At 70.1% G+C, this 22,677-nt stretch carries 26 protein-coding genes and 3 pseudogenes; 13 read left to right on the top strand and 16 right to left on the bottom strand.

The genetic code is table 11. The annotated features are described in order from the left end of the window. Window positions 1–4: 4 nt before the first annotated feature. Window positions 5–1,156: an N-acetyltransferase gene (locus MU852_RS02945; RefSeq protein WP_249750950.1), complete on the bottom strand. Its 1,152-nt coding sequence runs from the start codon at window positions 1,154–1,156 to the stop codon at window positions 5–7. 236 nt (window positions 1,157–1,392) lie between these two features. Between MU852_RS02945 and MU852_RS02940 the strand changes: the two genes are divergently transcribed. After that, window positions 1,393–3,177: a peptide MFS transporter gene (locus MU852_RS02940; protein ID WP_249750949.1), complete on the top strand. Its 1,785-nt coding sequence runs from the start codon at window positions 1,393–1,395 to the stop codon at window positions 3,175–3,177. 75 nt (window positions 3,178–3,252) lie between these two features. Here the strand turns inward: MU852_RS02940 and MU852_RS02935 are convergent, their stop codons facing one another. Next, complete coding sequence (locus tag MU852_RS02935) at window positions 3,253–5,328, bottom strand: TonB-dependent receptor plug domain-containing protein (RefSeq protein ID WP_249750948.1); 2,076 nt, start codon at window positions 5,326–5,328, stop codon at window positions 3,253–3,255. A 165-nt stretch (window positions 5,329–5,493) separates the two neighbouring features. On the opposite strand from MU852_RS02935, the gene MU852_RS02930 reads away from it, so the two are divergent. Continuing rightward, entirely contained in the window at window positions 5,494–6,459 is a 966-nt protein-coding gene (locus MU852_RS02930; protein WP_249750947.1) for a TraB/GumN family protein, read from the top strand. On the opposite strand, the gene MU852_RS02925 is transcribed toward MU852_RS02930, so the two are convergent. The 3 genes from MU852_RS02925 to tldD all read right to left on the bottom strand — a co-directional run bounded on the left by MU852_RS02925 (window position 6,453) and on the right by tldD (window position 8,855). Then, window positions 6,453–7,061, bottom strand: a complete 609-nt coding sequence (locus tag MU852_RS02925; protein ID WP_249750946.1) for a hypothetical protein — start codon at window positions 7,059–7,061, stop codon at window positions 6,453–6,455. The genes MU852_RS02930 and MU852_RS02925 overlap by 7 nt on opposite strands. Window positions 7,062–7,071: 10 nt before the next feature. Then, window positions 7,072–7,362: a hypothetical protein gene (locus tag MU852_RS02920; protein WP_249750945.1), complete on the bottom strand. Its 291-nt coding sequence runs from the start codon at window positions 7,360–7,362 to the stop codon at window positions 7,072–7,074. A gap of 62 nt (window positions 7,363–7,424) precedes the next feature. Beyond that, window positions 7,425–8,855 carry a metalloprotease TldD gene (gene tldD / locus MU852_RS02915; protein ID WP_249750944.1) on the bottom strand — a complete coding sequence of 477 codons (1,431 nt, stop codon included), beginning with the start codon at window positions 8,853–8,855 and terminating at the stop codon, window positions 7,425–7,427. Window positions 8,856–8,971: 116 nt separating this feature from the next. On the opposite strand from tldD, the gene MU852_RS02910 reads away from it, so the two are divergent. The 4 genes from MU852_RS02910 (at window position 8,972) to MU852_RS02900 (ending at window position 11,818) form a co-directional block, all read left to right on the top strand. Beyond that, window positions 8,972–9,874, top strand: coding sequence for an enoyl-CoA hydratase-related protein (locus MU852_RS02910; RefSeq protein ID WP_249750943.1), 903 nt, complete (start codon window positions 8,972–8,974; stop codon window positions 9,872–9,874). Window positions 9,875–10,002: 128 nt separating this feature from the next. Beyond that, window positions 10,003–10,464: an SGNH/GDSL hydrolase family protein gene (locus MU852_RS17210; protein ID WP_283843758.1), complete on the top strand. Its 462-nt coding sequence runs from the start codon at window positions 10,003–10,005 to the stop codon at window positions 10,462–10,464. Continuing rightward, window positions 10,389–11,024: an SGNH/GDSL hydrolase family protein gene (locus tag MU852_RS17205; protein WP_283843841.1), complete on the top strand. Its 636-nt coding sequence runs from the start codon at window positions 10,389–10,391 to the stop codon at window positions 11,022–11,024. Before MU852_RS17210 ends, MU852_RS17205 begins: the two co-directional genes overlap by 76 nt. After that, on the top strand, window positions 11,015–11,818 hold the full coding sequence (locus MU852_RS02900; protein WP_249750942.1) for an autotransporter outer membrane beta-barrel domain-containing protein: 804 nt from the start codon (window positions 11,015–11,017) through the stop codon (window positions 11,816–11,818). The genes MU852_RS17205 and MU852_RS02900 overlap by 10 nt, the downstream gene beginning before the upstream one ends. A gap of 22 nt (window positions 11,819–11,840) precedes the next feature. Here MU852_RS02900 and MU852_RS02895 read toward each other — a convergent pair whose 3' ends face one another. Further along, window positions 11,841–12,404 (bottom strand): GGDEF domain-containing protein, encoded by a 564-nt coding sequence (locus MU852_RS02895; protein ID WP_249750941.1) that lies wholly within the window; start codon window positions 12,402–12,404, stop codon window positions 11,841–11,843. Window positions 12,405–12,526: 122 nt separating this feature from the next. Between MU852_RS02895 and purE the strand changes: the two genes are divergently transcribed. Together purE and MU852_RS02885 are read left to right on the top strand one after the other, a co-directional pair. After that, window positions 12,527–13,018: a 5-(carboxyamino)imidazole ribonucleotide mutase gene (gene purE, locus MU852_RS02890; RefSeq protein WP_249750940.1), complete on the top strand. Its 492-nt coding sequence runs from the start codon at window positions 12,527–12,529 to the stop codon at window positions 13,016–13,018. Beyond that, window positions 13,019–14,101, top strand: a complete 1,083-nt coding sequence (locus MU852_RS02885; protein WP_249750939.1) for a 5-(carboxyamino)imidazole ribonucleotide synthase — start codon at window positions 13,019–13,021, stop codon at window positions 14,099–14,101. Window positions 14,102–14,142: 41 nt separating this feature from the next. On the opposite strand, the pseudogene MU852_RS02880 reads toward MU852_RS02885, so the two are convergent. Continuing rightward, window positions 14,143–14,803, bottom strand: a pseudogene (locus MU852_RS02880) (COQ9 family protein). Window positions 14,804–14,991: 188 nt separating this feature from the next. Here MU852_RS02880 and rpsU point away from each other — a divergent pair. Next, a pseudogene (gene rpsU / locus MU852_RS02875) lies at window positions 14,992–15,213 on the top strand (30S ribosomal protein S21); the annotation flags it as partial. A gap of 96 nt (window positions 15,214–15,309) precedes the next feature. On the opposite strand, the gene MU852_RS17200 reads toward rpsU, so the two are convergent. The 8 genes from MU852_RS17200 to MU852_RS02840 form a co-directional block, all read right to left on the bottom strand. Next, window positions 15,310–15,744 (bottom strand): ABC transporter permease, encoded by a 435-nt coding sequence (locus tag MU852_RS17200; protein WP_283843756.1) that lies wholly within the window; start codon window positions 15,742–15,744, stop codon window positions 15,310–15,312. Continuing rightward, complete coding sequence (locus MU852_RS17195) at window positions 15,675–16,232, bottom strand: ABC transporter permease (protein ID WP_283843840.1); 558 nt, start codon at window positions 16,230–16,232, stop codon at window positions 15,675–15,677. The genes MU852_RS17200 and MU852_RS17195 overlap by 70 nt, the downstream gene beginning before the upstream one ends. Further along, entirely contained in the window at window positions 16,229–16,672 is a 444-nt protein-coding gene (locus MU852_RS02865) for an ABC transporter permease family protein (RefSeq protein WP_249750938.1), read from the bottom strand. Before MU852_RS02865 ends, MU852_RS17195 begins: the two co-directional genes overlap by 4 nt. Continuing rightward, entirely contained in the window at window positions 16,669–17,628 is a 960-nt protein-coding gene (locus MU852_RS02860) for an ABC transporter ATP-binding protein (protein ID WP_249750937.1), read from the bottom strand. The genes MU852_RS02865 and MU852_RS02860 overlap by 4 nt, the downstream gene beginning before the upstream one ends. Window positions 17,629–17,708: 80 nt before the next feature. Continuing rightward, window positions 17,709–18,296, bottom strand: a complete 588-nt coding sequence (locus MU852_RS02855; RefSeq protein WP_249750936.1) for a M23 family metallopeptidase — start codon at window positions 18,294–18,296, stop codon at window positions 17,709–17,711. A gap of 233 nt (window positions 18,297–18,529) precedes the next feature. After that, window positions 18,530–18,754 carry a YdcH family protein gene (locus MU852_RS02850; protein WP_249750935.1) on the bottom strand — a complete coding sequence of 75 codons (225 nt, stop codon included), beginning with the start codon at window positions 18,752–18,754 and terminating at the stop codon, window positions 18,530–18,532. A gap of 25 nt (window positions 18,755–18,779) precedes the next feature. Beyond that, window positions 18,780–19,262 carry a TIGR02444 family protein gene (locus MU852_RS02845; RefSeq protein ID WP_249750934.1) on the bottom strand — a complete coding sequence of 161 codons (483 nt, stop codon included), beginning with the start codon at window positions 19,260–19,262 and terminating at the stop codon, window positions 18,780–18,782. Beyond that, the gene (locus MU852_RS02840; protein ID WP_347342331.1) at window positions 19,259–19,765 is read right to left on the bottom strand and encodes a UbiX family flavin prenyltransferase; all 507 of its coding nucleotides are present in this window, start codon (window positions 19,763–19,765) and stop codon (window positions 19,259–19,261) included. Before MU852_RS02840 ends, MU852_RS02845 begins: the two co-directional genes overlap by 4 nt. A 208-nt stretch (window positions 19,766–19,973) precedes the next feature. Here MU852_RS02840 and MU852_RS02835 point away from each other — a divergent pair, with 208 nt between their 5' ends. Further along, window positions 19,974–20,147: a YdcH family protein gene (locus MU852_RS02835; RefSeq protein WP_249750933.1), complete on the top strand. Its 174-nt coding sequence runs from the start codon at window positions 19,974–19,976 to the stop codon at window positions 20,145–20,147. 97 nt (window positions 20,148–20,244) lie between these two features. Here MU852_RS02835 and MU852_RS02830 read toward each other — a convergent pair. Then, window positions 20,245–20,906: pseudogene (locus MU852_RS02830) on the bottom strand (DUF1013 domain-containing protein). A 222-nt stretch (window positions 20,907–21,128) separates the two neighbouring features. On the opposite strand from MU852_RS02830, the gene MU852_RS02825 reads away from it, so the two are divergent. The 3 genes from MU852_RS02825 (at window position 21,129) to rcdA (ending at window position 22,669) form a co-directional block, all read left to right on the top strand. Then, the gene (locus MU852_RS02825; RefSeq protein WP_249750932.1) at window positions 21,129–21,731 is read left to right on the top strand and encodes a beta/gamma crystallin-related protein; all 603 of its coding nucleotides are present in this window, start codon (window positions 21,129–21,131) and stop codon (window positions 21,729–21,731) included. Between the two features lie 106 nt (window positions 21,732–21,837). Continuing rightward, window positions 21,838–22,041, top strand: a complete 204-nt coding sequence (locus MU852_RS02820; RefSeq protein ID WP_249750931.1) for a DUF1192 domain-containing protein — start codon at window positions 21,838–21,840, stop codon at window positions 22,039–22,041. A 91-nt stretch (window positions 22,042–22,132) separates the two neighbouring features. Then, window positions 22,133–22,669 (top strand): protease adaptor protein RcdA, encoded by a 537-nt coding sequence (gene rcdA, locus MU852_RS02815; RefSeq protein WP_430641183.1) that lies wholly within the window; start codon window positions 22,133–22,135, stop codon window positions 22,667–22,669. Window positions 22,670–22,677 lie beyond the last annotated feature (8 nt).

The raw sequence follows: 22,677 nt of genomic DNA, 5'->3' as shown, positions 1-22,677 counted from the left end.
GGCGTCAGGCCTTCATCGCCTGACCGACGGTTGCGGGCCGGCGCCGCGCCGCGGGGACGGACCGAACCGGCGCCGGCCGCGAGCAGATCGAGAAGTCGCCGTCGAACGGCGTCGGCGCCCACAGCGCGGCCAGGGCGTCGTCCGTGATGCGGGCGTGGCAATGACCCCAGCCGCCCTCCTTGCGGGCCCGCGTCGCCAGCGGCCCCAACCGGGCCAAGAGGTCTGGCGACACCATCGGCAACCGCACCTTGGCCGCGCCCATTCCCCGGGCGTTGGCGATCAGCGTGCGCGCCAGATCCTGGATGTCCCCGTCCGCCCCAGGGCCGGGCAGGGCGGTCAGGTCGATGATGTCCAGACAGGGCGGCTCGAGGATGCTGGTCTTGGCGATCATCGCCATCGCCGTGGCCTGGATCGCGCCGTCGCGCACCACGGCCAGCAGCAGGGGCGGGCGCGCCTGGTCCGGGTCGGCCAGTCGCCAGCGCATCGTCTCGGGCGACCGATCCGCGACCAGCGGCGTCGCCGCCTTCAGCGTCGTCCAGTAGGCGGCGTAGGCCGAGCGGTCCGACAGATCGCGCAGAACCTGCACCCCCTCGGGCAGTCGCAACGGCCGGTTCGCATCCAGTCGGCGGTTCAGCAGCCGTTCGCCGATCCGGTGCGCCCGTTCCGCCGGCGTGCGAGCGTAGAGGGCGCGCAGCAGGCGTCCGCCCAGGCTGGCCGCCCAGTCGACCCGCCAGGACAGCTTCAAGGCGTGCGTCCGGTCCGGGAAGGGACGCAGGCCGAACATCTTGTAGAGCGGCGCGGCCTTGGGATTGGCGTTGAAGGTGTAGGCGGCGAACAGACCCGGCTGCTTCATCACCGCACGGATCAGGGACCGGCTGACCCCCGCCCGCGACGGCGGCACCACGATCGAAAAGCCCGTCGCGCCGATCAGTCGGCGCTCGCCGGCGTGAAAGCGCTGCACCAGGTTTCCGACCACGGCCGCGGGCGCGTCGGCCTCGTCGGCGATCACCCATCCGACCGGCGCGGCGGTCTCCAGCCGCGCGGGGTTGGCCTCCAGCCAGCGCCAGCCCGCCAGCGACCGTTCCGGCCAGCCGACCGAGCGATAGAGGCGGTTGACCCCCTCATAGTCCGACGGCTGCATCGGCCGCACGGCCATCGCCTTCTCCTCGTCCCACGCCGGCACATCCCGCGCCGGTCGCCCAGCCATCAAGCACGGCGCGGGCCAGCCCGCCGGGGACGGGACAAGTTAACGCGGCGCTAGCCTTAAGCCTTGTTCGGGCGGGCCGACCGTGCTGCTTATGCGCCTTTCGCGCGCCGGGTCATGGCGCGGCAGTTGGGAGTGAGCCGTTGACAGCGACGGATGGGGGGGCGCTCGCGCCTCGCAAGACATTCTTGGGCCACCCGCGGGGGCTGGTGATCCTGTTCTTCACCGAGATGTGGGAGCGGTTCTCCTACTACGGCATGCGGGCGTTGCTGGTCCTGTACCTGACGCAGCACTTCCTGTTCGGCCCGGCCGAGGCGCAGGGCATCTACGCCGCCTACGCCGCCCTGGTCTATCTGATGCCGGTCATCGGCGGCATGATCGCCGACAGGTATCTGGGATCACGCAAGGCGGTCATCATCGGCGCCGTATTGCTGGTCTTGGGCCACTTCACCATGGCTTTCGAAGGCTCGGGCGGCCGTGAACGCCTGACCATCGGCGACACCACCTATGAACTTCAGGTCGAGGGTCGCGACCAGAACCGTCAGATCTTCGCCGTCAACGGTGACGAGCGCGTTCACATCGCAATCACGCCCGAAGGCGTCTCCACCGTCGGCGCCGAGCCGTCGGCCGCGAACGCCGCCGACGTCGCCGCCGTCGCCACAGGAGCCGCTCTCGACGCCCAACCGACCGGCGCTCTGGATCCGGCCGCCGCCGCCGCGCCGCAAGCATCGGCCCAGGCCGGCTTCCCCGCCTTCACCGCCGCCGGCGGATACACGCTGGAAACCACCCGCGACACCACCTTGGGCGAGCCGGTCCTGTTCCTGGCGCTGTCGCTGATCATCGTCGGCGTCGGATTCCTGAAGGCCAACATCTCCACCGTCGTCGGCGCCCTCTACGAAGAGAATGATCCCCGTCGCGACGGCGGCTTCACCATCTTCTACGTCGGCATCAACCTCGGCTCCTTCCTGGCCACGATCGCCTGTTCCTATCTCGGCATCAAATACGGCTGGGCTTACGGTTTTGGTCTGGCCGGCATCGGCATGCTGGCGGGCCTCCTGACCTTCGTTCTGGGCCAGTCGTGGCTCGAGGGCCGTGGCGGACCGCCGGTTCCGATCCAGGGCCGTTCGATCCTGGGCGTGCCGTTGGTGCCCTTCTTCTGGATCGCCGGCATCATCGCGGTGATCCCGACCTGGCTCCTGATGCAGCGTCACGAGATCATCGAGACGGCGCTGCCGTGGATCGCCGGGGTTATCTTCGCGGGCGTGGTGGGCTTCACCGTGCTGCGTCTGAAGGGCGCCGAGCGGTCGCGCATGCTGGTCGCCCAGGTGCTGATCTTCTTCTCCGTGCTGTTCTGGGCCCTGTTCGAACAGGCCGGCTCCTCGCTGACCCTGTTCGCAGACCAGTCGACCGAAATGCCCTCTTGGTTCAACGCGGCCATGACCCAGACCTTCAATCCGGGCATCATCGTGCTCGGCGGCCCGGTCATGGCCGCCCTGTGGGTCTGGCTGGCCAAGCGCAATCGCGAGCCTTCCACGCCGGTCAAGTTCTCTTTTGGTCTGGTGCTGGTGGGCTTCGGCTTCCTGGTCCTGACTTGGGCGGCGTCGAACATGGCGAACGACGCTTTCCGCGTCCCCCTGATGTTCCTGTTCCTGACCTACTTCTTCCACACGATCGGCGAACTGTGCCTGTCGCCCGTGGGCCTGTCGATGATCACCAAGCTGTCGGTGGCGCGGGTGGTCGGTTTGATGATGGGCGTCTGGTTCCTGTCCAGTTCGGTGGCCCACATCGTCGCCGGCATCATCGCCAAGGCGACGGCGACGGACACCGTCGCTGGGGTGGTCACCAGCCCGGCACTGGCGCTGCAGACGTATGGCTCCATCTTCGGGACCATCGGCTGGGTCGGCGTCGGCGTCGGCGTCTTCCTGCTGCTGATCTCGCCGCTGCTGAAGAAGGGCATGGCCGGCGTCCACTGACCGGCTGAACCATCCGGCACGGAAAAGCCCCGGCGGAGCGATCCGCCGGGGCTTCTTCTTTGCCGCTCTCCGACCTCAGAACGTCTTGCGGATCCGCAGGGAGACGAAGGTGCGGGGATCGATCTCCCGCTCCTCGACGAACAGGGTGTCGCGCGTCTCGCGGTCCGTGAAGACCGTGCGCCGCAGGGTGAAGTCGTCCCACACGTTCAGCTGGGCGCGGATCGCCAGGGTGGAGGTCGGCTTGTATTCCACGAAGGCCTCGACATAGTCCGATCCGCGCCAGCCCGAGACCTGGTCCGGGTCGTAGGTCGGCTGTCCGCTCAGATAGGGCAGCCAGTTGACGCCCCATTGCAGCTTCCAGCTGGCGATGTCCTGCTGCACGCCGACGTTGGCCTGGGTCGAGCGCACGCCCGAGATGGGGCGTTCCTCGCCCGTGGTCGGGTCCGTCACGCGGGTCTTGTTCCAGTCGTTCTTGAAGGTGAACTGGCCGCCGGTGAAGCCGATCTTGTCCAGCGGGACCACCACGTTCAGCGACAGCTGGTCCAGCGTGCCGTCGCCGATGTTGCCGATCGCCGACAGGTCGTCGGCCAGGGGGATCACGTCGATCACGTCGACGATCTCGTCGTGGCGATAACCGATGGAGACCACGCCCTCGCCCCAGAAGCGGCGCTCGTAGGTCAGTTCGCTGATCCAGCGCTGTTCCGGTTCCAGGTCGACGTTGCCGCCGAACACGTTCTCGTCCTGCAGTTCGGCCGAGGCGGCGAAGTCCGAGAAGTCCAGCTGGCCCAGCTCGCGCTCGAAGCGGAAGCGCAGCTGGTTGTCGGGCATCGGCGTCCAGGTCGCCTGGAAGCGCGGCTTGGCGAAGAAGAAGCTCTTTTCCTGGTCGGCGTCGCCCGATTGGCTGATGGTCGAGGCCTCCAGCCGCAGACCGCCCTCCAGCGTCAGATCGGGGTGCAGCCGCCAGGTGCCCTTGGAGAACAGCTCGCCGCGGGTCTCCTCCACCTTCACCGAGGCGCTGGGCAGGGGAATGTTCGTTCCGCCGACGGTGAAGGCCTGTTCGGTCTCGCGCATGTTGTAGGCGATCTCGCCGCCGGTCTCGATCGTCACCTTGGGCGAACGTTCGTGGCGGACCAGGGCGCGCAGGATGCTTTCCGAACTGTTTCCGGAATAGGCGAAGGCCTGCTCGGGGGCGGCGACGCCGTCCTCGCGGACCGTATAGGTCGACAACCCGTCCCAGCTGCCGAAATCGTGCATCAGCCGGGTTTCCAGCTTGAAGCGGTCGTTCAGCGGACGCTCCCAGGTGACGCCGAACTCGCCGCCGTCGCTGTCCTCGCCGTCGCGGCTTTCGCGATAGGCCGTCGCGGACTGGGCGATGTCGTAGCTGTGCCAGTCGTTGACGCCGTAACGGGCCGTCAGGTCCACCTTGCCCCCCGCCAGAGGGCCGGCGTAGGTGCCGCGGATCGAGTTTCCTCCGCCATAGCCGTCGTTGATCGTCGCCTCGTCGCGCAGCACGTTCCCGGCCGCATCCCGGCGGATCAGCCGCCCGGCGCCGTTGGAATCGCTCATGCTGACGCCGTCGGACAGCGTCACGCCCCAGCTCCGGTCGCCCTCGCGCGCGGTGAACTGATAGCTGCCGCCGTACAGGTCCGTACCGGCGCCTTCGAACTGGGTGGTGTTCCAGGTCAGGATCGACTGGCGGCTGCTCTCGGCCTTCAGGATGACGTTCACCACGACCGAATAGCCCTGCATGTCGATGCCGGGCGCGCCGCCGCGGATCAGCTCGATCCGGTCCACCTGACGCGCCAGGGTGCGGGACAGGACGTTCGAGCCGGTGTCGTTCTTGGAGGCCGGCCGGGCGTTGTTGATCAGGACGTTGCCGACCGCGCCCTCGAAGCCCCGCGCGCCCGATCCGTCGTCGACCGAGAAGCCGGGGACGCGGTTGACCATGTCCAGCGCGGTGTTGGGGCTCTGGGCCGCGAAGAAGTCGGGCGTGAACACCAGCACGCCGCGCTGGGCGGCGTCGGCCAGGGGCGCCTGGCGGGTCGCGCCGGTCGGCACGGGGGCCTCGGCCACTTGCGGTTCGTCGCCGGCCCAGGCCGCGGAGCTGGCGAACAGCAGGGCGGTGGTGGCCATCAGGGCGGTCTTTGTCATTGGTCTTCCCCTCGGATTTGGTGGGGAAGGTGTGACGATCCGCGCCGGTCATCTCCAGTTACAAGGCGGAAAGGTGGATTAAATCGGCGACATCATTACAGGGATTTCACGTGCCAATACTTCAGAGACGAAGTCTATACGGTTTGTAATGTTTGGGAGGTCGCCATGCGATTGAAGATCGTCTGCCTGGGCCTGATGGTCGGGCTGCTGGGCGCTGGCGGCGTTTCGGCCCAGCCGGCCCCGCCGCAGGACGCCGTCGCCACGGTGGACGAGATCGTGGTGGTGGCGCGCCGGGCCGGCCTGCCCATGTGGACCGTGGAGACCGCGACGGGATCGGTCATCCTGGTCGGCGCCATCTCCGGCGTGCCCCGCGACTACGCCTGGCGGCCCGAGGCGCTGGAGGCGGCGACCGCGCGGGCCGAGCGGATCCTCTATCCGATCGAGGGCCGGGCTTCGCTGGCCGATGTGATGCGGGTCATCTGGCGCATCCGCACCGTGGCCCGGCTGCCCAAGGACACGACCATCGCCGATTACGCGTCACCCGAACTGATGGCGCGGTTGGAGCGGCTGCACGCCGGCGAGCGCGCGCAGGGGTGGCGCACCGAGACGCCCACCGCCCAGAGCTTCGATCTGCTCAGGAGCGCGGGCGCGCCCCGGGGAGAGCGGGCGGTGGAGCGCGTGGTGCGCGAAGCGGCGCGCCAGGCCGACGTGCCCGGCCAGTCGGTGGGCTTCGTGCGGGGCGACGAGATGATCGACAACCTGCTCCAGGCGCCGCCAGAGACCTATCTGCCCTGTCTGGACGCGGCGTCGCGCGCGGCCGAGGCGGGGCCCGAGGGGGCGGCGCGACGCCTGGACGACTGGAGCCGACTGCGGGTCGCGGCCGTGCTGGCCAATCCGCTGGACCAGGCCTTCGACCGCTGCTGGCCGACGGGCGATCCCGAAATCGGGCCGGCGCTGCGGCAACGCTGGATCGCGGCGGTTCAGGCCGCCTTGGCGGAGCCCGGCGTGACGCTGGCGGTGGCGCCGCTGCGGCTCCTGGCCGAGGACGAGGGCGTGCTGGATCGTCTTCAGGCGGCCGGCTTGGAGGTGCGCGGTCCCGACTGGCGCGCCGGGCCGTCGGCGGCTCAGTAGCCCATGTCGGCGTAGGGGCGGGCGCGCCGTTCGGCGGCGTCGCGCGCGGCGTCTTGGGCGGCCCGCGCCTCCCACGCGTCGCGTCGGGCGCGACGTTCTGCGGCGTAGTCGGGCCGAGGGGCGTCGAACCCGTAGGCGGCGGGGGACCCGACGAAGGCCTGCGCCTGGTCGGTCGGGCGCGGGGGCGGCGCCGGCAGGGTCACGACCGGCCGCCAGCCGTCGGATCGAACCCCGCGAACGGCGTCCTGATCAGACTCTTCGACGTAGGCGTCGCCATAGTCGTCTTCATGATAGGCCAGGGCGGCCGCGGCGGCGGCTTCGTCCGCGCGGCGGGCGGCCTCGGCTCGGATCAGCACGGCCCGGTCGAAACCGTCGCTCAGCCGCCCCACATCCATGACCTCTCCGGGCTCGACCTCGGGCTCGGGGGGCGCCACCAGGCGAATCTGGATCAGGGACGGGTCGATCTCGGCCGTCGCCGGCGCAGGACGCGCCGTCATCGCGACGAACGCCGCGCCGGTCGCGACGATCGCCAGACCGCCCAGTCCCCAGCGCAGGCGGGGACTGGAAAGCCAGGCGTTCAGCCGATCCGGGCGCGGCGCCATCGAAGCGAAATCAGTTGGGGCGTTCGGGAACCGCGTCGCGCGCGGCGTCGCCGATGTTGTCCGCCGCATTGCCCACGCTGTCGGCGGCGCCGGCGATGGCGTTGGATTCCACGGCGTCGTTGCGGCTCATGTTCATCAGGAAATAGCCGATCACGAGCACGGCCAGCAGGCCGATGACCAGCGCCACGATGGCGCCCATGCCGCCGCCGCCGCGACGTTCGACGACGGTGGGGGCCGCCGAGGTCTCGGTGATGCGTTCGACGCGGCCGTCGGGATGCTCAACAGTACGTTCGGTGGGCATTGGGGGTCTCCTCTCCGGTGTGGCGGGGAAACACGTCACTGTCCGATACGGTTCCGCTAGGCTCAGACCGCCGTGCCGCCCACGGTCAGGCCGGCGATCTTCAGGCTGGGCTGGCCGATGCCGACCGGCACGCCCTGGCCCGCCTTGCCGCAGACGCCGACGCCGGGGTCGAAGGCGAAGTCGTCGCCGATCATCTCGATCCGGGTCAGGGCCGTGGCGCCGTCGCCGATCAGGGTGGCGCCCCGGACGGGCGCGGTGATCACCCCGTCCTCGATCAGATAGGCCTCGTTGCACTGGAAGACGAACTTGCCGTTGGTGATGTCCACCTGGCCGCCCGAAAAGTTGGCGGCGTAGAGGCCGCGCTTGGTGCCGGCGATCATGTCGGCCTTCGAATCCTTGCCGCCCTCCATGAAGGTGTTGGTCATGCGCGGCATGGGCATATGGGCGAACGATTGGCGTCGCCCGTTGCCGGTGGCCTGAACCCCCATCTGCCGCGCGGACAGCCGGTCGTGCATCAGCCCGACCATGATCCCGTCCTCGATCAGCACGTTTCGCTGCGTCGGGGTGCCCTCGTCGTCGACGGACAGCGAGCCGCGCCGCCCGGCGATGGAGCCGTCGTCCACCACCGTCACGCCCGGCGCGGCGACCCGCTTGCCCATCATGCCGTTGAAGACCGACGAGCCCTTGCGGTGGAAGTCCCCCTCGAACCCGTGGCCGATGGCCTCGTGCAGCAACACGCCGGGCCAGCCGGCGCCCAGCACCACGTCCATCTCACCGGCCGGACAGTCGACCGCCTCCAGGTTCACCAGCGCCTGGCGCAACGCCTCGTCCACCTGGGCCTGCCAGCGTTCGGGCGCGACCCAGGTCTCGAACCCGGCGCGGCCGCCGGCGCCGGAGGAGGCGCTCTCGCGCCGCCCGTCCTGCTCGACGGTGACCGAGACGTTCAGCCGCACCAGCGGGCGGATGTCGCGCACCGCCCGGTCGTCGGCGCGCAGGATCTCGATGGCCCGCCGCTCTCCGACCAGCGAGGCCGAGACCTGCACCACGCGCGGATCGCGGGCGCGGGCCCAGGCGTCGATCTCGGCCAGCAGGGCGATCTTGTCGGAAAACGCGGGCGAGGCGAGGGGATCGACCTCGCCATAGAGCTTCTGGTTGGTGGCGCGCGGGGCGTCGGCCGCGACGCCCGCGTGGCCCTGCTTGGCCAGGGCGGCGCTATCGGCGGCGCGGCGCAGGGCGGCGGCCGAAATCTCGTTGGCGTGGGCGTAGCCGGCGGTCTCGCCCGCCACGACCCGCAGGCCGAAGCCCTCGGTCGCGTCATAGGCCGCCGACTTCAGCCGCCCGTCGTCGAACACCAGGCTCTCGCTCTCGGCGCGTTCCAGGAACAGCTCGCCGTCGTCGGCGCCGGCCAAGGCGCCCTTCAGGATCGACAGGGCCTCGTCGGGATCGACCCCGGCGGTTTCGAGGATGGGCGGCGGGGAGGCGTGAACGGTCATGGGCTCTAGGTAGGGTCTCGCGCGCGCTTCGTCACCTGTCCGGCGACAAGCGCTTTTCCAACGGCGACCGGGAGCGCTACATCCCTCCCGAACGTTCTTCGGCCAAGGAGCCCGACATGACCGACCGCAAGCCGACCGAAGCCGACCTGGAAGCCCTGGACGTCACCGACGCCGAAGAGGCCGAGATCAACCGCATCGCCCACCCGCTGGTCGCCGACCCGGCGCCGGACGCCAACGACGATCTGGTCCAGATCGACGCCACCGCCGACGGCGTGGTCTTCGTCACCATCAACCGGTCGCACAAGAAGAACGCCTTCGACGCCGCGACCATCGCCGCCCTGCACGAGGCGTTCGAGACCCTGCACGGCGCCGACCGGGTTCGCGTCGTCTTCATCCGCGGCGCGGGCGGGACCTTCAGCGCCGGCGCCGACCTGAACTGGATGCGCGACGCCGCCGGCTGGTCCGAGGCCGACAATCGCACCGACGCGCAAGGCCTGGCCCGGATGCTGAAGGCCCTGCACGACGTGCCCGCCCTGACGGTGGCGGTGGTCGAAGGGTCGGCCATGGGCGGCGGCGCCGGCATCGTGGCGGCCTGCGACATGGCCGTGGCCGTGGCGGGCGCGCGCTTCGCCTTTTCCGAGGTCAAGCTGGGCCTGATTCCGGCGACCATCGCCCCCTATGTGATCGAGGCGGTCGGCGCGCGCCGCGCGCGCCAGCTGTTCCTGACCGGCAACATCTTCGACGCCGACTACGCGGCCCACGCCGGCCTGATCGACATGGTCCTGCCGGAAGGTTCGGTCGACCAGTTCATCGAGATGCTGTCCGACAGCCTGTCGGCCAATGCGCCCGGCGCCATGGGCGACGCCAAGCGGCTGGTCCACGACCTCGCTCACCACAAGATCGACACGGGTCTGATCGACGACACCGCGCGCCGCATCGCGCGCGCCCGCGTGTCCGACGAAGGCCGCGAAGGCGTCGCCGCCTTCCTGGACAAGCGCCCGCCCAACTGGGCGGGGTAAAGCCGCACAGCCGCATCAGGTCGCGCAAAATTGCTCCAGATGCTGACGAAACGGCATCTTGCGCTCGCCGCGAACAGGCGCACAGTGAGCCTCAACGGCCGCGCTCATGACGGCCGTGGGAGGATTCAATGCCACGTTTCGTCACCGGCGGCGCCGTCGCCGCCCTCGCGCTCGCCGCCTGCGCCTTCGCCGGCGCCGCCTCGGCGCAATCCTATGATCGCCTGGTCGTTTTCGGCGACAGCCTGAGCGACAACGGCAACTTGTATCTGGCGACCGGAGGCGCGACGCCGCCGTCGCCGCCCTATTTCCAGGGCCGCTTCTCCAGCGGGCCGGTGTGGACCGAGCTGCTGGGCTTCAACGCCGCCAACTTCACGGGCTCGGTCTCCGGCAGCATCAACTACGCCTTCGGGGGATCGCGGACCGACGCGTCGACCACGCCCCGCCGGGAATGCTGGCGCAACTGGGCGCCTACACCGGCCGCGGCGGCCGGTTCGGCCAGGGCGACCTGGTCACGGTGCTGGGCGGCGCCAACGACATCTTTCAGACCCTGGCCCTGGCCGGCGCCTCGTCGGCGCCCCTGGCCTATATGAACACGGTCACCAACACCGCCTCGAGCAACGTCAACACCCTGGTCAACGCCGTCGCCGGCGCCGGGGCGGGCACGATCCTGGTGGCCAATCTGCCCAAGCTCAGCCTGACGCCGCAGTTTCGCTCGCCCGCCGGCGCGCCCGCGGCCGGCCTGGCGGACGCCGCGGCCGGCAACTTCAACTCGACGCTGCTGACCAAGCTGAACGCCACAGCGGCGGCGCAACCGGGCAGCAACATCATCCTGATGGACCTGTTCAGGATTGGCGACGTCATCGCCGCGAATCCCGCCGACTTCGGCTTCACCAACGTTACGGACAAATGCTTCACCGGGACCAGCGTCTGCGCCAGTCCCGACACCTATTTCTATTTCGACGACGTCCATCCGACGGCCGCCGGCCACCGGGCGATCGCCCGCCTGGCGACGGACTATCTCTACTACGCCGACATCGGCGCCCAGGCGACGCTGGCGGGCGAGACGGCCTTCCGGCACCGCGAGGATGCGCTGGACGCCGCCAGCGAGGCCTTCTCGGGCCGCCAGGATTGGACGCGGGGGTGTCCCTGACCGGCTCGGCCATGGTCGACAGCGCCGACTACGACGCGCGCGGCGTCGTGGGCGACGCGTCGTCCGACGGCTGGGGCGGGCGGATCGCGCTGGAGGCCGGCCCGTCCGAGGCGATGCGCGTCGGCCTGGCGGGGACCGCGCGGGTCAGCGACGTGGAAAGCCAGACGCTGACGTTCGAGGTCGAGAGCTTCGGCCTGGACCTCTACGCCGGCTGGCGCGCGCCGTCGGGCGTCTTCGTCAACGGCGTGGTCGGGGTGGCGCGCGACAATATCGACGACATGAAGCGGATCACCAGCCTGGCGCCGATCGTCCACACCGCCGAGACGACCGCGGTCAGCACCGGCGCGCGCCTGCAGGCGGGAACCTGGTTCGACATGGGCGGCGTCGCCCTGTCGCCGCGCGCGGCCCTGACGTGGACCTCCAGCCAGGTGGACGGCTATTTCGAGCAGGGTCTCGCGGCCCAGTACGCGTATCAGGATCGAGACCTGAAGGCGCTGAGCGGCGAGGTGGCGCTGCGCGCCGAGGCCGACCTGGGCGGCTTCGCCCTGTTCGCCGAAGGGGGCTATCGCGATGCGCTGGACGACAGCTCCGATCCGCTGCGGGTCGGCCTCCACAACAATCCGGCCCAGGTTCTGGAACGCGAGATCGACGATCCGTTCGGCGGCCAGGTCCTGGCCTCGGCCGGGCTGGAGGGCGAGGTCGGGCCCGTTCGGGTGACGGTCGGCTATCGCGGCCGCTTCGGCGATCACGCCGACAGCCACATGGGCGGCGTCCAGCTTCGGCTGCCGCTGTAAGCAATACGAGCGGGAAGGGGCCTCAGCGCCCCTTCTTTCGCACCCACATGGCGGCGTCGGCCTCGGCCAGCCAGGCTTCGGGATCGGCATGGCCGTCCCAGGCGCGCACGCCGAACGATCCGCCCAGGGGCGCGGTCCGGCCCTCCCAGGCGAAGGGTTCGGCCGCCAGGGTTTCCGCCAGCTGCCGGGCCTTGGCGCGGCCCTCGTCCAGCCCCGCATTCAGCATCAGCAGGGCGAACTCGTCGCCGCCCAGGCGGCCCACGGCGTCCGATTCGCGCAGGTTCGCCAGCATCAGTTCGGCGACCTTGACCAGGGCGGCGTCGCCGGCCGCGTGGCCCAGCCGATCGTTGACCCCCTTGAACCCGTCCAGATCCAGATAGAGCAGCGTCGCCGGCACGTCGTGTCGCCGGCAGTAGGCGATGGTCCGCTGCATGACCGCAACAAAGCCGCGCCTGTTGAGGGCCGGCGTCAGGACGTCGTGATCGGCCGCCGCCTCGGCCGCCTCGGCGCGCAGGCGCAAGGTCTCGACCTCGGCGCGCAGGCGCTCGATCTCGGCGTTCAGGTCGATATCGGCCACGTCGGTCACGGCGCGAAAGGCTCCCCGGAGCGCGACTCAGCAGGTCGCGCGACAGGCCGATGCTAACGCCGTTGGTTGCGGGCGCAACGCGTGTGCTGTAACGGGCGCCTTTCCGAGAGGGGCCCGAACGCATGGCGACTTCCGAAACCCCGGTGGCGATCATCATGGGCAGCCGGTCCGACTGGCCCACCATGAAGCTGGCGGCCGATCGGCTGGACCAGCTGGGCGTCGGCTGGAAGGCCAGCGTCGTCAGCGCGCACCGCACGCCCCATCGGCTGGTTCAGTTCGCGACGGGCGCCAAGGGGGCCGGCTTCAAGGTGGTGATCGCCGGCGCCGGCGGGGCGGCCCACCTGCCGGGCATGGTCGCCTCCATGACCGAACTGCCGGTGCTGGGCGTGCCGGTCCAGTCCAAGGCGCTGAAGGGCTTGGACAGCCTGTTGTCGATCGTGCAGATGCCGGCGGGCGTGCCTGTCGCCACCCTGGCCATCGGCGAGGCGGGCGCCGCCAACGCCGGGCTTCTGGCCGCGCAGATCCTGGGCCTGGCCGACCCGGCCCTGGCGGGACGTCTGGAAGACTTCCGCGCCGCCCAGACCGATTCCATCGCCGAAACCGTCGAGGACTGAGTGCCCGATCTGCCGCTTCCCCCCGGTTCGACCCTTGGCATCCTGGGCGGCGGCCAGCTGGGCCGGATGCTCAGCCAGGCCGCCTCGCGCCTCGGGCTGGACGTCGTGATCCTGGACCCGGAGCCCGACAGCCCCGCCGGCCGCGTTTCCGCCCGCCAGATCGTGGCCGCCTATGACGACCCGGACGCCCTGACCGCCCTGGGCCGCGCCGCCGACGTCGTGACCTTCGAGTTCGAGAACGTGCCCGCCGATCTGATCGAGCGGCTGGCCGAGGCCGGGGCCCTGGTCGCGCCAGGGCCGACGGCGCTGCGCGTGTCGCAGGACCGGGTGGACGAAAAGACCTTCCTGAACGCGGTCGGGGCGCCGACGGTGGCCTTCGCCGTGGTCGACACCCTGGACGACCTGGTCGTGGGCCTGACCGAACTGGGCCTGCCGGCCCTGCTGAAGACCCGGCGCGAGGGCTATGACGGCAAGGGCCAGGTCTGGATCCGCGCCATCGAGGACGCGCCCGCCGCGCTGGAGAGCCTGGGCGGCCGCCCGGCCATCCTGGAGGCGCGCGCCGCCTTCGTGCGCGAACTGTCGGTCATCGCCGCGCGCGACTGGGACGGGCGGATGGCGGTCTATCCGCTGGGCGAGAACCGGCACGAGGGCGGGGTTCTGCGCACCACCCTGGCCCCCGCGACGGTGGACGAGGCCACCCAGGTCCGCGCCCGCGCCATCGCCGAGGCCATCCTGGACGGCCTGGACTATGTCGGCGTGATCGGGGTCGAGCTGTTCGATCTGGGCGACGACGTCCTGCTGGTCAACGAGATCGCGCCGCGCGTCCACAACACCGGCCACTGGACCCAGGACGGCTGCGTCTGCGACCAGTTCGAGCAGCACGTCCGCGCCGTCGCCGGCTGGCCGCTGGGCCCCACGGCGGCGCACGCCCGCGTCGAGATGAGCAACCTGCTGGGCGACGAGGTCGACCAGTGGCGCGACCTGGCCGGAAAGTCCGATCGCCGTCTGCATCTCTATGGCAAGGCCGAGGCGCGCCCGGGCCGCAAGATGGCCCATGTGAACCGGGTGCTCGGTTCTCTTTGATCCGTTCATCCCGGCGAAAGCCGGGATGAACGGAAAGGCGCTTACGCTCGCGCGCCGTAGCGCATCCGGCTCAGCGCGTCGGTCACCTTCCGGAACGGCGCGTCGAAGTCCTTGCCGGCCTTCCACTTCTCGAACGCCATGACGTTGTCGATGCGGCGCGCCACGAACGCCTCCGCCGCCTCGCGCCCGTCGAACCAGCGCAGGGTCAGGGCGGGGATCAGGATGCCCGACAGGATGGTGCGCTTGGAATAGTGGTTCCAGTCTGTCGCCGTGTCGCCGGCCCAGCGCCACAGGTGGTCGGCGCTTTCCCACGCCAGCTTCAGCCCCAGGTCGGCGTTGACCGGCAGGGCCAGGAAGGCGGCGCAGCGGCGCGTGGCCTCCAGGTCGGCGGCGCCGGCCTCCATCCGTTCGGACACGGCGCGGGCGATCTCGCTCGCGAATCTTCAGCGCGGCGGCGTCGACGGCCCCCAGGGCCTGAAGGGCGCGGGCGTCGTGGCGACGCGACAGCAGGGCGGCCAGATCGCGCGCGCCGTTGGGCAGCAGCAGTTCCTGATCGCCCAGCGACAGGCCGCAGGCCTCGCACGCCTCGCGGACCAGCCGGGCGTTCCAGCCCAGGGCGGGCGCGCGGGCGATGGCGGCGTCCAGGACGGTCTGTTCGGTCTGGGCGGCCCAGTCGGGGGCCCCGTCGGCGGCGTGCGTCATGACGCCGATCATACGCCTGTCGGCGACCGCTTTCGAGCCTTCACAATCGTCGGCATCGGCTGGACAGCGGCGGGAGGCTCGTGTATCAGCGCGCCTTCATCCGGGAGCCCTGCTTTCGGAAGAGGATTTTATTTGTCTGCCCGTCTCCCTTCGAAAGGACGCGGCGGGCGGCCAAAGGAGAGAGAACCCTGGTTCAGATTTTCGTCCGCGACAACAACGTCGATCAGGCGCTCAAGGCCCTGAAGAAGAAGATGCAGCGCGAAGGCAGCTTCCGTGAAATGAAGCGCCACGTGCACTACGAAAAGCCGTCGGAAAAGCGCGCCCGCCAAAAGGCGGAAGCCGTCCGTCGCGCCCGCAAGCTGGCCCGCAAGCGCGCCCAGCGCGAGGGCCTGCCCCCGCGCCCAAGCCGCGCGCCGGCCGCTAAGACCAGGCGAAAGCCTGAAAGATCAAAGGCCGCTCCATCGGAGCGGCCTTTTTCTTTCCGTGTTGAGGACTTCTTCCGCGCGTCAGGCCCGGCCGGTGATCGCCCGGCCGAAGCTTTTCCAGCTCAGCTTCACGTCCGACAGGGCGCCGGCGCGGAAGGCGCGGCCGGCGATCCAGACCATCAGGGCCGCGGCGGCGAACATGCCGATCAGGGTCAGCACGATCTCGATCATCGGCGGATGGGCGGGCGCGCGCGCGCTCATCAGGAAGGGGGTGAACAGGGGGATCCACGACAGCACCTTGACCACGATGGCGTCGGGCGTCCGCAGGGCCATCTGCATGACCAGGATGGGCACCACCAGCACCATCATGATCGGCCCCATCAGGGTCTGGGCGTCGCGCGGCGTCTCGCAAAAGGCCCCGATGGCGGCGAACAGGACCGCATACATCAGATAGCCGCCCACCATGTAGGCGATGAAGTAGAAGACCATGCCGTCGCGCAGCAGGGCCTGGCCCACATCCACGGCCACGTCGGGCGCGGCGCTGAGCAGGCTGAAGGCGCCGATGCCGCCCCAGACCGCAGGACCGTCAGCGTCAGCAGGGCCACGCCCAGCACCTTGCCCGTCAGGATCTCGGTCGCCGAGGCCGAGGACAGCAGGATCTCCAGGATGCGGTTGGACTTTTCCTCCATCACGCTGTTCAGCAGGATCGAGGCGCCGGTCAGGATCAGCGACCACAGAACGAACCCGGCCCCCAGGCCGATGAACGACGGCAGGCGGTCGCGCAGGGACACCTCGCCCCCGCCCGCCGCATTGGGCGAAAAGGCCTTCACCTCCGGCCGGAAGTCCTCGACATCGGCGATGACGGCGGCGGGCACGCCGGCGGCGCCCAGCGTCTGCTCGCGATAGGTGTCGGACAGGGCGTCGCGGATGAAGCCGGCGACGTTGTCGTCGTTGGTGCGGCTGGTCCACACCTGGGCGGCGGGCTTGCCGTCCTGGCGCGTCAGGAAGACGACGGCGTCCAGCCGCTGGTCCTCGGGCGCCTGCTTGTCCAGCGCCGCGCGGATGGCGGCGTCGCGCGCCGCTCCCGGCGGGGCGTCGGCGATGGCGGGGGCGGCGCGACGAGACGCATCTTGGGCGCGGCCAGGGCGGTGGCCACGGCCCGGCCGGCGCCGGCCTCGGCCTGTCCGGTCGCGTCCTCCACGCGGGTTCGGGCCTGATCGACCTCGGCCTGGAGGGCGTCGCGGACCGCGGCGGCCAGGCCGGAGGCGGCCGGGCCTTCCTCGATCACGGCCACGGCGCGCACCGGCTCGGACGAGCGGATGAGAACGGGAATGGCGCCGCCCAGCACGGCGAACATCGGAAAGGCCAACAGCGACAGCCAGAAGCCCACCGTCTTTGCGTAGGCCACGTATTCGCGGCGCGCGATCAGAAGGGTGCGGTTCATCGGGCCGCCTCCGCGGTGTGGGAAGAGGTCTGGGGCTGGTCCGGATGGTCGCCGGTCAGGCCGATGAAGGCGTCGTGCAACGTCGGCTCCTTCAGGGCGAAGCCGCGCACGTCCAGTCCGGTCAGGAAGGCGGCCTTCAGCGTGTCCTGGCCGCCCGCGCCCGCAGCCAGCGCCGCTTTCAGCCGCCGCGTGTCGCCCGCCTCGTCCACCACCTCGACCCCCGTCACGCCGGGCAGGGCGGCGACCGCCTGGGTCGACAGGGCGCCGTCCAGTTCCAGGAAGCGGGGCGCGGTGGCCCTGGCGGCCTCGACCGAGCCCTCGAACGCCTTTCGCCCGCGCGCCAGCAGCACCACCTTGTCGCACAGCCGCTCGGCGTGCTGCATCACATGGGTGGAGAACAGGACCGTGGCCCCCTGGGCGGCCAGGTCGCGGATCATGGTCTCCAGGCCCTGCTGGTTGACCGGGTCCAGGCCCGAGAAGGGTTCGTCCAGGATCACGAATTCGGGGCGATGCACGACAGAGGCCAGAAGCTGGACCTTCTGGGCCATGCCCTTGGACAGCTCCTTCATCTTCTTCTTCTGCGAGGCGCCCAGCCCCTGCTGCTCCAGCAGGGCGACCGCGCGCTTGCGGCCTTCATGGGCGGGCAGGCCCTTCAGCGAACCGAAAAAGGCGATGGCCTCCACCGGCGTCATCTTGCGATAGAGGCCGCGCTCCTCCGGCAGGAAACCGATTCGGTCGCGCACCTCGCGCCCGTCGGCCGCGCCCAGGATGTCGATGCGCCCGGACGTCGCCGGCTGCAGGCCCAGGATCATCCGCAGGGTCGAGGTCTTGCCGGCGCCGTTCGGGCCCAAGAAGCCGCAGATCGAACCCTTCTCCACCTGGAAGCTGAGATCGCGCACGGCCTCGAACGTTCCGTACCGCTTGCCCACGCCTTCCAGCGTCAACGCCGCCGCCATGTCGCCTCCCGTCCCTTTGCGGCGAGCCTAGCAAGGGCGACGCAGAAGGCCAGCGGCAAACGACGGACCCGCTGTCGCGGTCAGGCTTCGACGACCACGGCGAAGCTGCGGCCGACGACCTTGGCCGGATTGATCTGGGCGTCGTTGCGGCGCACCTCGAAATGCAGGTGCGGCCCGGTGGAATAGCCGGTGGAGCCGACCAGGCCGATGCGTTGGCCGGCCGCGATCGCCGCGCCGCGCGTCACGTCGATGCGGCTGAGGTGGGCGTACAGGGTGCTCATGCCGTTGGGATGGCGCACCTCTATGAAGGCGCCGTAGCCGCCGGCCTCGTAGCCGGTGCGGACCACGCGGCCCTCGGCGGCGGTGAAGACGCTCGTGCCCTTGGGGGCGGCGATGTCCACGCCCTTGTGCGCCCGGGCCTTGGCCTCGATCGCCAGTTTGCGAAGGCCGAACTTGGAGTTCACCGCATGGCCGCGGACCGGGGCGGCGAAGACGATCTGGCGCATGATCGGGCCGGCGTCCTCGACCTCGGCCTTGACGGGCGGCGCGACCGGGGCCGCCTTGGCCTCCGTCAGGGGCGCGGGCGGCTGGGTGGCGACATTCGGGGCGGCCGCGGCGGCCAGGACGGCCACGGCGGCGAAGGCGGCCGTCTGGCCGGAGTGGATCAACAGGGATTTCGCCCGCGTCCCCGCCTTTTCCAGGGGGCGGACGAGAACAGGCGTCGCATTCGGCGGCGTCTCCGACAACAGGCGCGATGAGGGCGCGGGAACCGGGACGGGGCGGCGCGGGGCCGCGCGGCCATCCCGGCGAGGAGGCCGCTTATGCCGGGCGCATGGGGCGACTTTGGGACGGGGCGGGCGGCGCATGGTCGCACCGGGGGACGCGCGCGCCGAACGGTCCGTCAGGCGATGATGTCGGGCAGGATGCGGTCCTCGATCTTCACGATCTCGTCCTTGATCGACAGCTTCTTGCGCTTCATCCGGGCGATCATCAGCTGGTCCGGCACGGCGGCGGCGGACAGGGCCTCGATCGAGGCGTCCAGCTCGGCGTGCTCCTGGCGCAGCAGTTTGACGCGGGCGTGAAGCGCCGCTTCCTCCTCGCTGATTTCCGGAACGTCGTCGTTCATGTCGAATCCCCGGCGGGCTTATACGTCAGGGCGATTCACGCCGGAAGGGCCTCGGCCAGGCGCGGATCAGGGCCGGGCGCGGCGTGACGCGCGACCACAGGCGCGTCGTGGCGGTCAGGCCATCGATGGCCGGGCGCGGCGCGCCGTCCGGCGCGGGGGCCAGCGCCTCCAGCGCCTCCAGCAGATGGCGCTCGGCCTCGAGTTCCAGCGCCTTGACGCGGTCGCGCACGGACTGGCGGGGGCCGTCGTCGATGTCGGGGACCGGCGCCTTCAGGGTGCGGCGCACCGCGCGCAACGGCGCCACGACCACGCCGTCCCACGCACGGGCTGTGTCGCAGGCGGCCTCGATGGTTTCCTCGTCGGGGCGTCGGCCGGTGGCGGCGAGCCAGGCCGACCACAGCAGCAGCGGCACATTCTGTTCGTGATGATCCTGCAGGGTCAGGCAGGCGTCGGCGACGCCGGGCGCGCCATAGGCGGCCACGGACCAGTCCCACAGGCCTCCGCTCATTTCAGGCCGTCCCACCGGCGCACGGCGCTCCAGTCCAGGCCGAACAGGTCCAGGGCGCGGCCGACCGACTGATCGACCATCTCCTGGATCGAGGCGGGGCGGGCGTAGAGGGCGGGCAGCGGCGGGGCGATCACGGCGCCCATTTCCGCCAGGGCCGTCATCGTGCGCAGATGGCCCAGGTGCAGGGGCGTCTCGCGCACCATCAGCACCAGCGGTCGGCGCTCCTTCAGCGTCACGTCGGCGGCGCGGGTCAGCAGCGATGAGGTCACGCCGGTGGCGATCTCGCTCATCGTCCGGACCGAACAGGGCGCGACGATCATGCCCAGGGTGCGGAACGAGCCGGAGGCGATGCTGGCGCCGACGTCGGCCAGTCGATGCGTCGCCGTGGCCTTCGCCGACAGGCCGTCGGCGGTCAGATCCGTCTCCTGCGACAATGTGAGCAGGGCGGCCTTGGTCACGACCAGATGGCTCTCGACGCCCAGGTCGTTCAGCGCGTCCAGCACGCGGGCGCCGTAGATCGCGCCGGAAGCGCCTGAAATCCGACGACCATCCGGGGCGGCGAATTTCGTACGGCTCCGTTCACATCATCGACCATTTTAGGGGTCAGCCTCCCTGGTGTCCGGCGCGGCCGGCTGTCACCGGAATGTGATTCCACAGCCTGTCGAACCGGGCGCTCACTCTAGTGGTCCCTAACCAACGGAGGCGCAAGCCATGACCATCGAGGCTCGTATTCGCGAACTGGGTAATCGTCATCGCACCCTGGATGAGACCATCCAGAAGGAGATGACCCGGCCATCCGTGGACACGCTGCAGGTCAGGGAGCTGAAGCAGAGAAAGCTTCGGCTGAAGGAAGAGATCACCAGCCTGGAGGCGCGAACCCACTAGCGGTTCCCGACCTCCCGAAACACGACGACGGCCCCGGAGATCGCTCTCCGGGGCCGTTTTTCGTTCGGGCCCTCTCCACTTGGGAAGGGTTGGACGATCAGCTCTTCGTGCCGAACACCGAATCCGCCGTGGGCTCGGCGCCGCGCGCCTCCGGCTCCTCGGGCACGAACTCCGGCTCGATCTCCTCGGCGACCGGCAGGATGGTGCCGCCGCCGTTCTTGGCGTCGTCCTTGGCCTTCTTCTCGGCGGCCTTCCTGACGATTTCGTCCAGCGCCAGCTGGCCGACCAGGCCCAGGGTCACGGGATCGACCGGCTTGATGTTGGCGGTGTTCCAGTGGGTGCGGTTGCGCACGCTCTCGATGGTGGACTTGGTGGTGCCCAGCAGCTTGGCGATCTGGGCGTCGGTCACTTCCGGGTGGTTGCGCACGAACCAGGCGATGGCGTCGGGACGGTCCTGGCGACGCGAGACGGGCGTGTATTTCGGGGCGGGCTTGGCCGACTTCAGCAGTTCGGCGTGGCGGCTGACGACCGCCTTCATGCGGTAGTTGGAATCGGCCTGGGCCTTGTCCAGTTCCTCGCGCGTCAGCTGGCCGCCCGTGACCGGATCGACGCCGCGGATGTCGCGCGCCACGTCGCCGTCGGCGATGCCGCGCACTTCCAGCGGATGCAGCCGCAGAAGTCGGCGATCTGCTCGAAGCTGAGGGAGGTGTTGTCGACCAGCCAGACCGCGGTGGCCTTGGGCATCAGGATGTCGCTCATGGACTTGGGTCCCGGTTCTTCTGGGCCCGCGCGGCGCGATGCGGCGGGCGTTGGATACGACGGCGCCCGGCCTTTCGACCGGGCGCTGATGACGCCGATATAGGCCTATTCGGAAGAAAAGAAAACGCCGCCCGACAAGGGCGTACAGCAAAGGTTCATGTGCGCCGCGCAACCTTGGCGGTCCTGAAGTCTTAGACATCCGGGAGAGAGAGGAACCAACCCATGTCGATTCTGCTTGGCGCGGCCATGGCCGCTGCGATGATGGCCCCCGGACAGGGGCCGACGGACGTTCAGCAACGGGTCGCCCCCCGCGGCAGCTACGCCCAGAGCTGCACCGGCGCCTATGTGAACCAGGGCCGTCTCTACGCCGATTGCCGCGACCAGCGCGGCCAGCCGCGCGGCACCTCCATCGAACTGGCGCGCTGTTCCAGCGCCGAGATCGCCAACGACAACGGCCTGCTGGTCTGCGGCAATGTGCGGGGAAGCTATGAGGACAGCCGTCCAGGATACCCGGGCACGCCGGGTCGCCCTGACCGGCCGGACCGTCCCGGCGACGGCTGGGGCGGCGGCCGGACGTCGATCACCGTCTATGAGGATTCCAACTACCGCGGCCGTTCCATGAGCTTCAACAGCGAGGTGGCCAACCTGGATCGGTCGGGCATGAACGACCGGATCAGCTCGATCCGCCTGCGCGGGCGCTGGGAGGTCTGCACCGACGCCTATTTCCGCGGGTCCTGCCGCGTCGTCAGCGGCGACGAGCGCAACCTGGGCTCCAGCGGCTTCAACGACCGCATCTCCTCGCTCCGTCCCGCGCGGCGCTGGTAGAACGAACGGCGACGCGTCGACGGACGCGTCGCCCGCCTGCGCCCATTCGTCAGCGCCCGGCTTTGTGATAGGACTCGGAATCCGGCCAGCGACGCGAGGAGAGGCCATGTTCGAGGATCTGGAGCCGCGCCCGCGGCGGGACGAGGCGTTGAGCGCCCTGCGACGCGAGGACCTGGACGCCTATTCGGTGGAGGACCTGACCGAAAGGGTCGCCGATCTGGAGGCCGAGATCGAACGGTCGCGCGCCGCCATGGACGCCAAGCGCGCCAAGAAGAGCGCGGCGGACGCGCTTTTCACCTTCAGGCCCTGACGCTTGCGCCGCTTTCGTGGCATGACCATTGCAGTCCGTGTTCGGAGTTCCGGCTCCCCGGCCGATTGCAGGACAGGCGTGCGTATTCCCGATGAAGATGTCTGAGTTGACCGTGGGCGATCCTTCCTTTTCCGAACCTCCGGCCGGGCCGGACCGCGCCCGCACGGTGCGTGACTTCGCGCGTTCCGAACTGTTCGACCGCACCTTCCGCGAGGGCATGGAGCTGGTCGAGGAAACGGCGGCGTATCTGGACGGGGAGGGGCGGCGCGAATCCCGCATCCTGTCCCGCTCGGCCGCCCTGGCCTATGCGGCGGAAAGCATGAAGCTGACCACGCGCCTGATGCAGATCGCGTCCTGGCTGCTGGTCCAGCGGGCCGTGCGCGAAGGCGACATGACGCCCGAAGCCGCGTGCGAGCCGCGCTATCGCCTGAACGAGCGCAAGATCGACGCCGAGCCCAGCCACGCCGAACTGCCGATCGCCCTGGTCGAATACCTGGTGCGGTCCGAAAAGCTGTTCGACCGGGCCCTGCACCTGGACCGCCGGATGTATCTGGGCGACGCCCAGGAGACGCCGCCCAATCCGGTCCTCAGCCAGCTGGGAATGCTGGAGGCGGCCTTCCGGGGCTGATCCGGCCG

This window comes from Brevundimonas albigilva, assembly GCF_023503965.1.
GTDB lineage: Bacteria > Pseudomonadota > Alphaproteobacteria > Caulobacterales > Caulobacteraceae > Brevundimonas > Brevundimonas albigilva.
The sequence above is the reverse complement of the archived record's forward strand: the minus strand, read 5'-3'. Positions and strand labels throughout refer to the sequence as shown.

Coding starts and splice junctions, on each gene's coding strand:
- MU852_RS02945 (WP_249750950.1), bottom strand. CDS start 1,156: ATGGCCGTGCGGCCGATGCAGCCGTCGGACTATGAGGGGGTCAACCGC.
- MU852_RS02935 (WP_249750948.1), bottom strand. CDS start 5,328: ATGACAAAGACCGCCCTGATGGCCACCACCGCCCTGCTGTTCGCCAGC.
- MU852_RS02930 (WP_249750947.1), top strand. CDS start 5,494: ATGCGATTGAAGATCGTCTGCCTGGGCCTGATGGTCGGGCTGCTGGGC.
- MU852_RS02925 (WP_249750946.1), bottom strand. CDS start 7,061: ATGGCGCCGCGCCCGGATCGGCTGAACGCCTGGCTTTCCAGTCCCCGC.
- MU852_RS02920 (WP_249750945.1), bottom strand. CDS start 7,362: ATGCCCACCGAACGTACTGTTGAGCATCCCGACGGCCGCGTCGAACGC.
- tldD (WP_249750944.1), bottom strand. CDS start 8,855: ATGACCGTTCACGCCTCCCCGCCGCCCATCCTCGAAACCGCCGGGGTC.
- MU852_RS02910 (WP_249750943.1), top strand. CDS start 8,972: ATGACCGACCGCAAGCCGACCGAAGCCGACCTGGAAGCCCTGGACGTC.
- MU852_RS17210 (WP_283843758.1), top strand. CDS start 10,003: ATGCCACGTTTCGTCACCGGCGGCGCCGTCGCCGCCCTCGCGCTCGCC.
- purE (WP_249750940.1), top strand. CDS start 12,527: ATGGCGACTTCCGAAACCCCGGTGGCGATCATCATGGGCAGCCGGTCC.
- MU852_RS02865 (WP_249750938.1), bottom strand. CDS start 16,672: ATGAACCGCACCCTTCTGATCGCGCGCCGCGAATACGTGGCCTACGCA.
- MU852_RS02860 (WP_249750937.1), bottom strand. CDS start 17,628: ATGGCGGCGGCGTTGACGCTGGAAGGCGTGGGCAAGCGGTACGGAACG.
- MU852_RS02850 (WP_249750935.1), bottom strand. CDS start 18,754: ATGAACGACGACGTTCCGGAAATCAGCGAGGAGGAAGCGGCGCTTCAC.
- MU852_RS02845 (WP_249750934.1), bottom strand. CDS start 19,262: ATGAGCGGAGGCCTGTGGGACTGGTCCGTGGCCGCCTATGGCGCGCCC.
- MU852_RS02835 (WP_249750933.1), top strand. CDS start 19,974: ATGACCATCGAGGCTCGTATTCGCGAACTGGGTAATCGTCATCGCACC.
- MU852_RS02825 (WP_249750932.1), top strand. CDS start 21,129: ATGTCGATTCTGCTTGGCGCGGCCATGGCCGCTGCGATGATGGCCCCC.
- MU852_RS02820 (WP_249750931.1), top strand. CDS start 21,838: ATGTTCGAGGATCTGGAGCCGCGCCCGCGGCGGGACGAGGCGTTGAGC.
- rcdA (WP_430641183.1), top strand. CDS start 22,133: ATGAAGATGTCTGAGTTGACCGTGGGCGATCCTTCCTTTTCCGAACCT.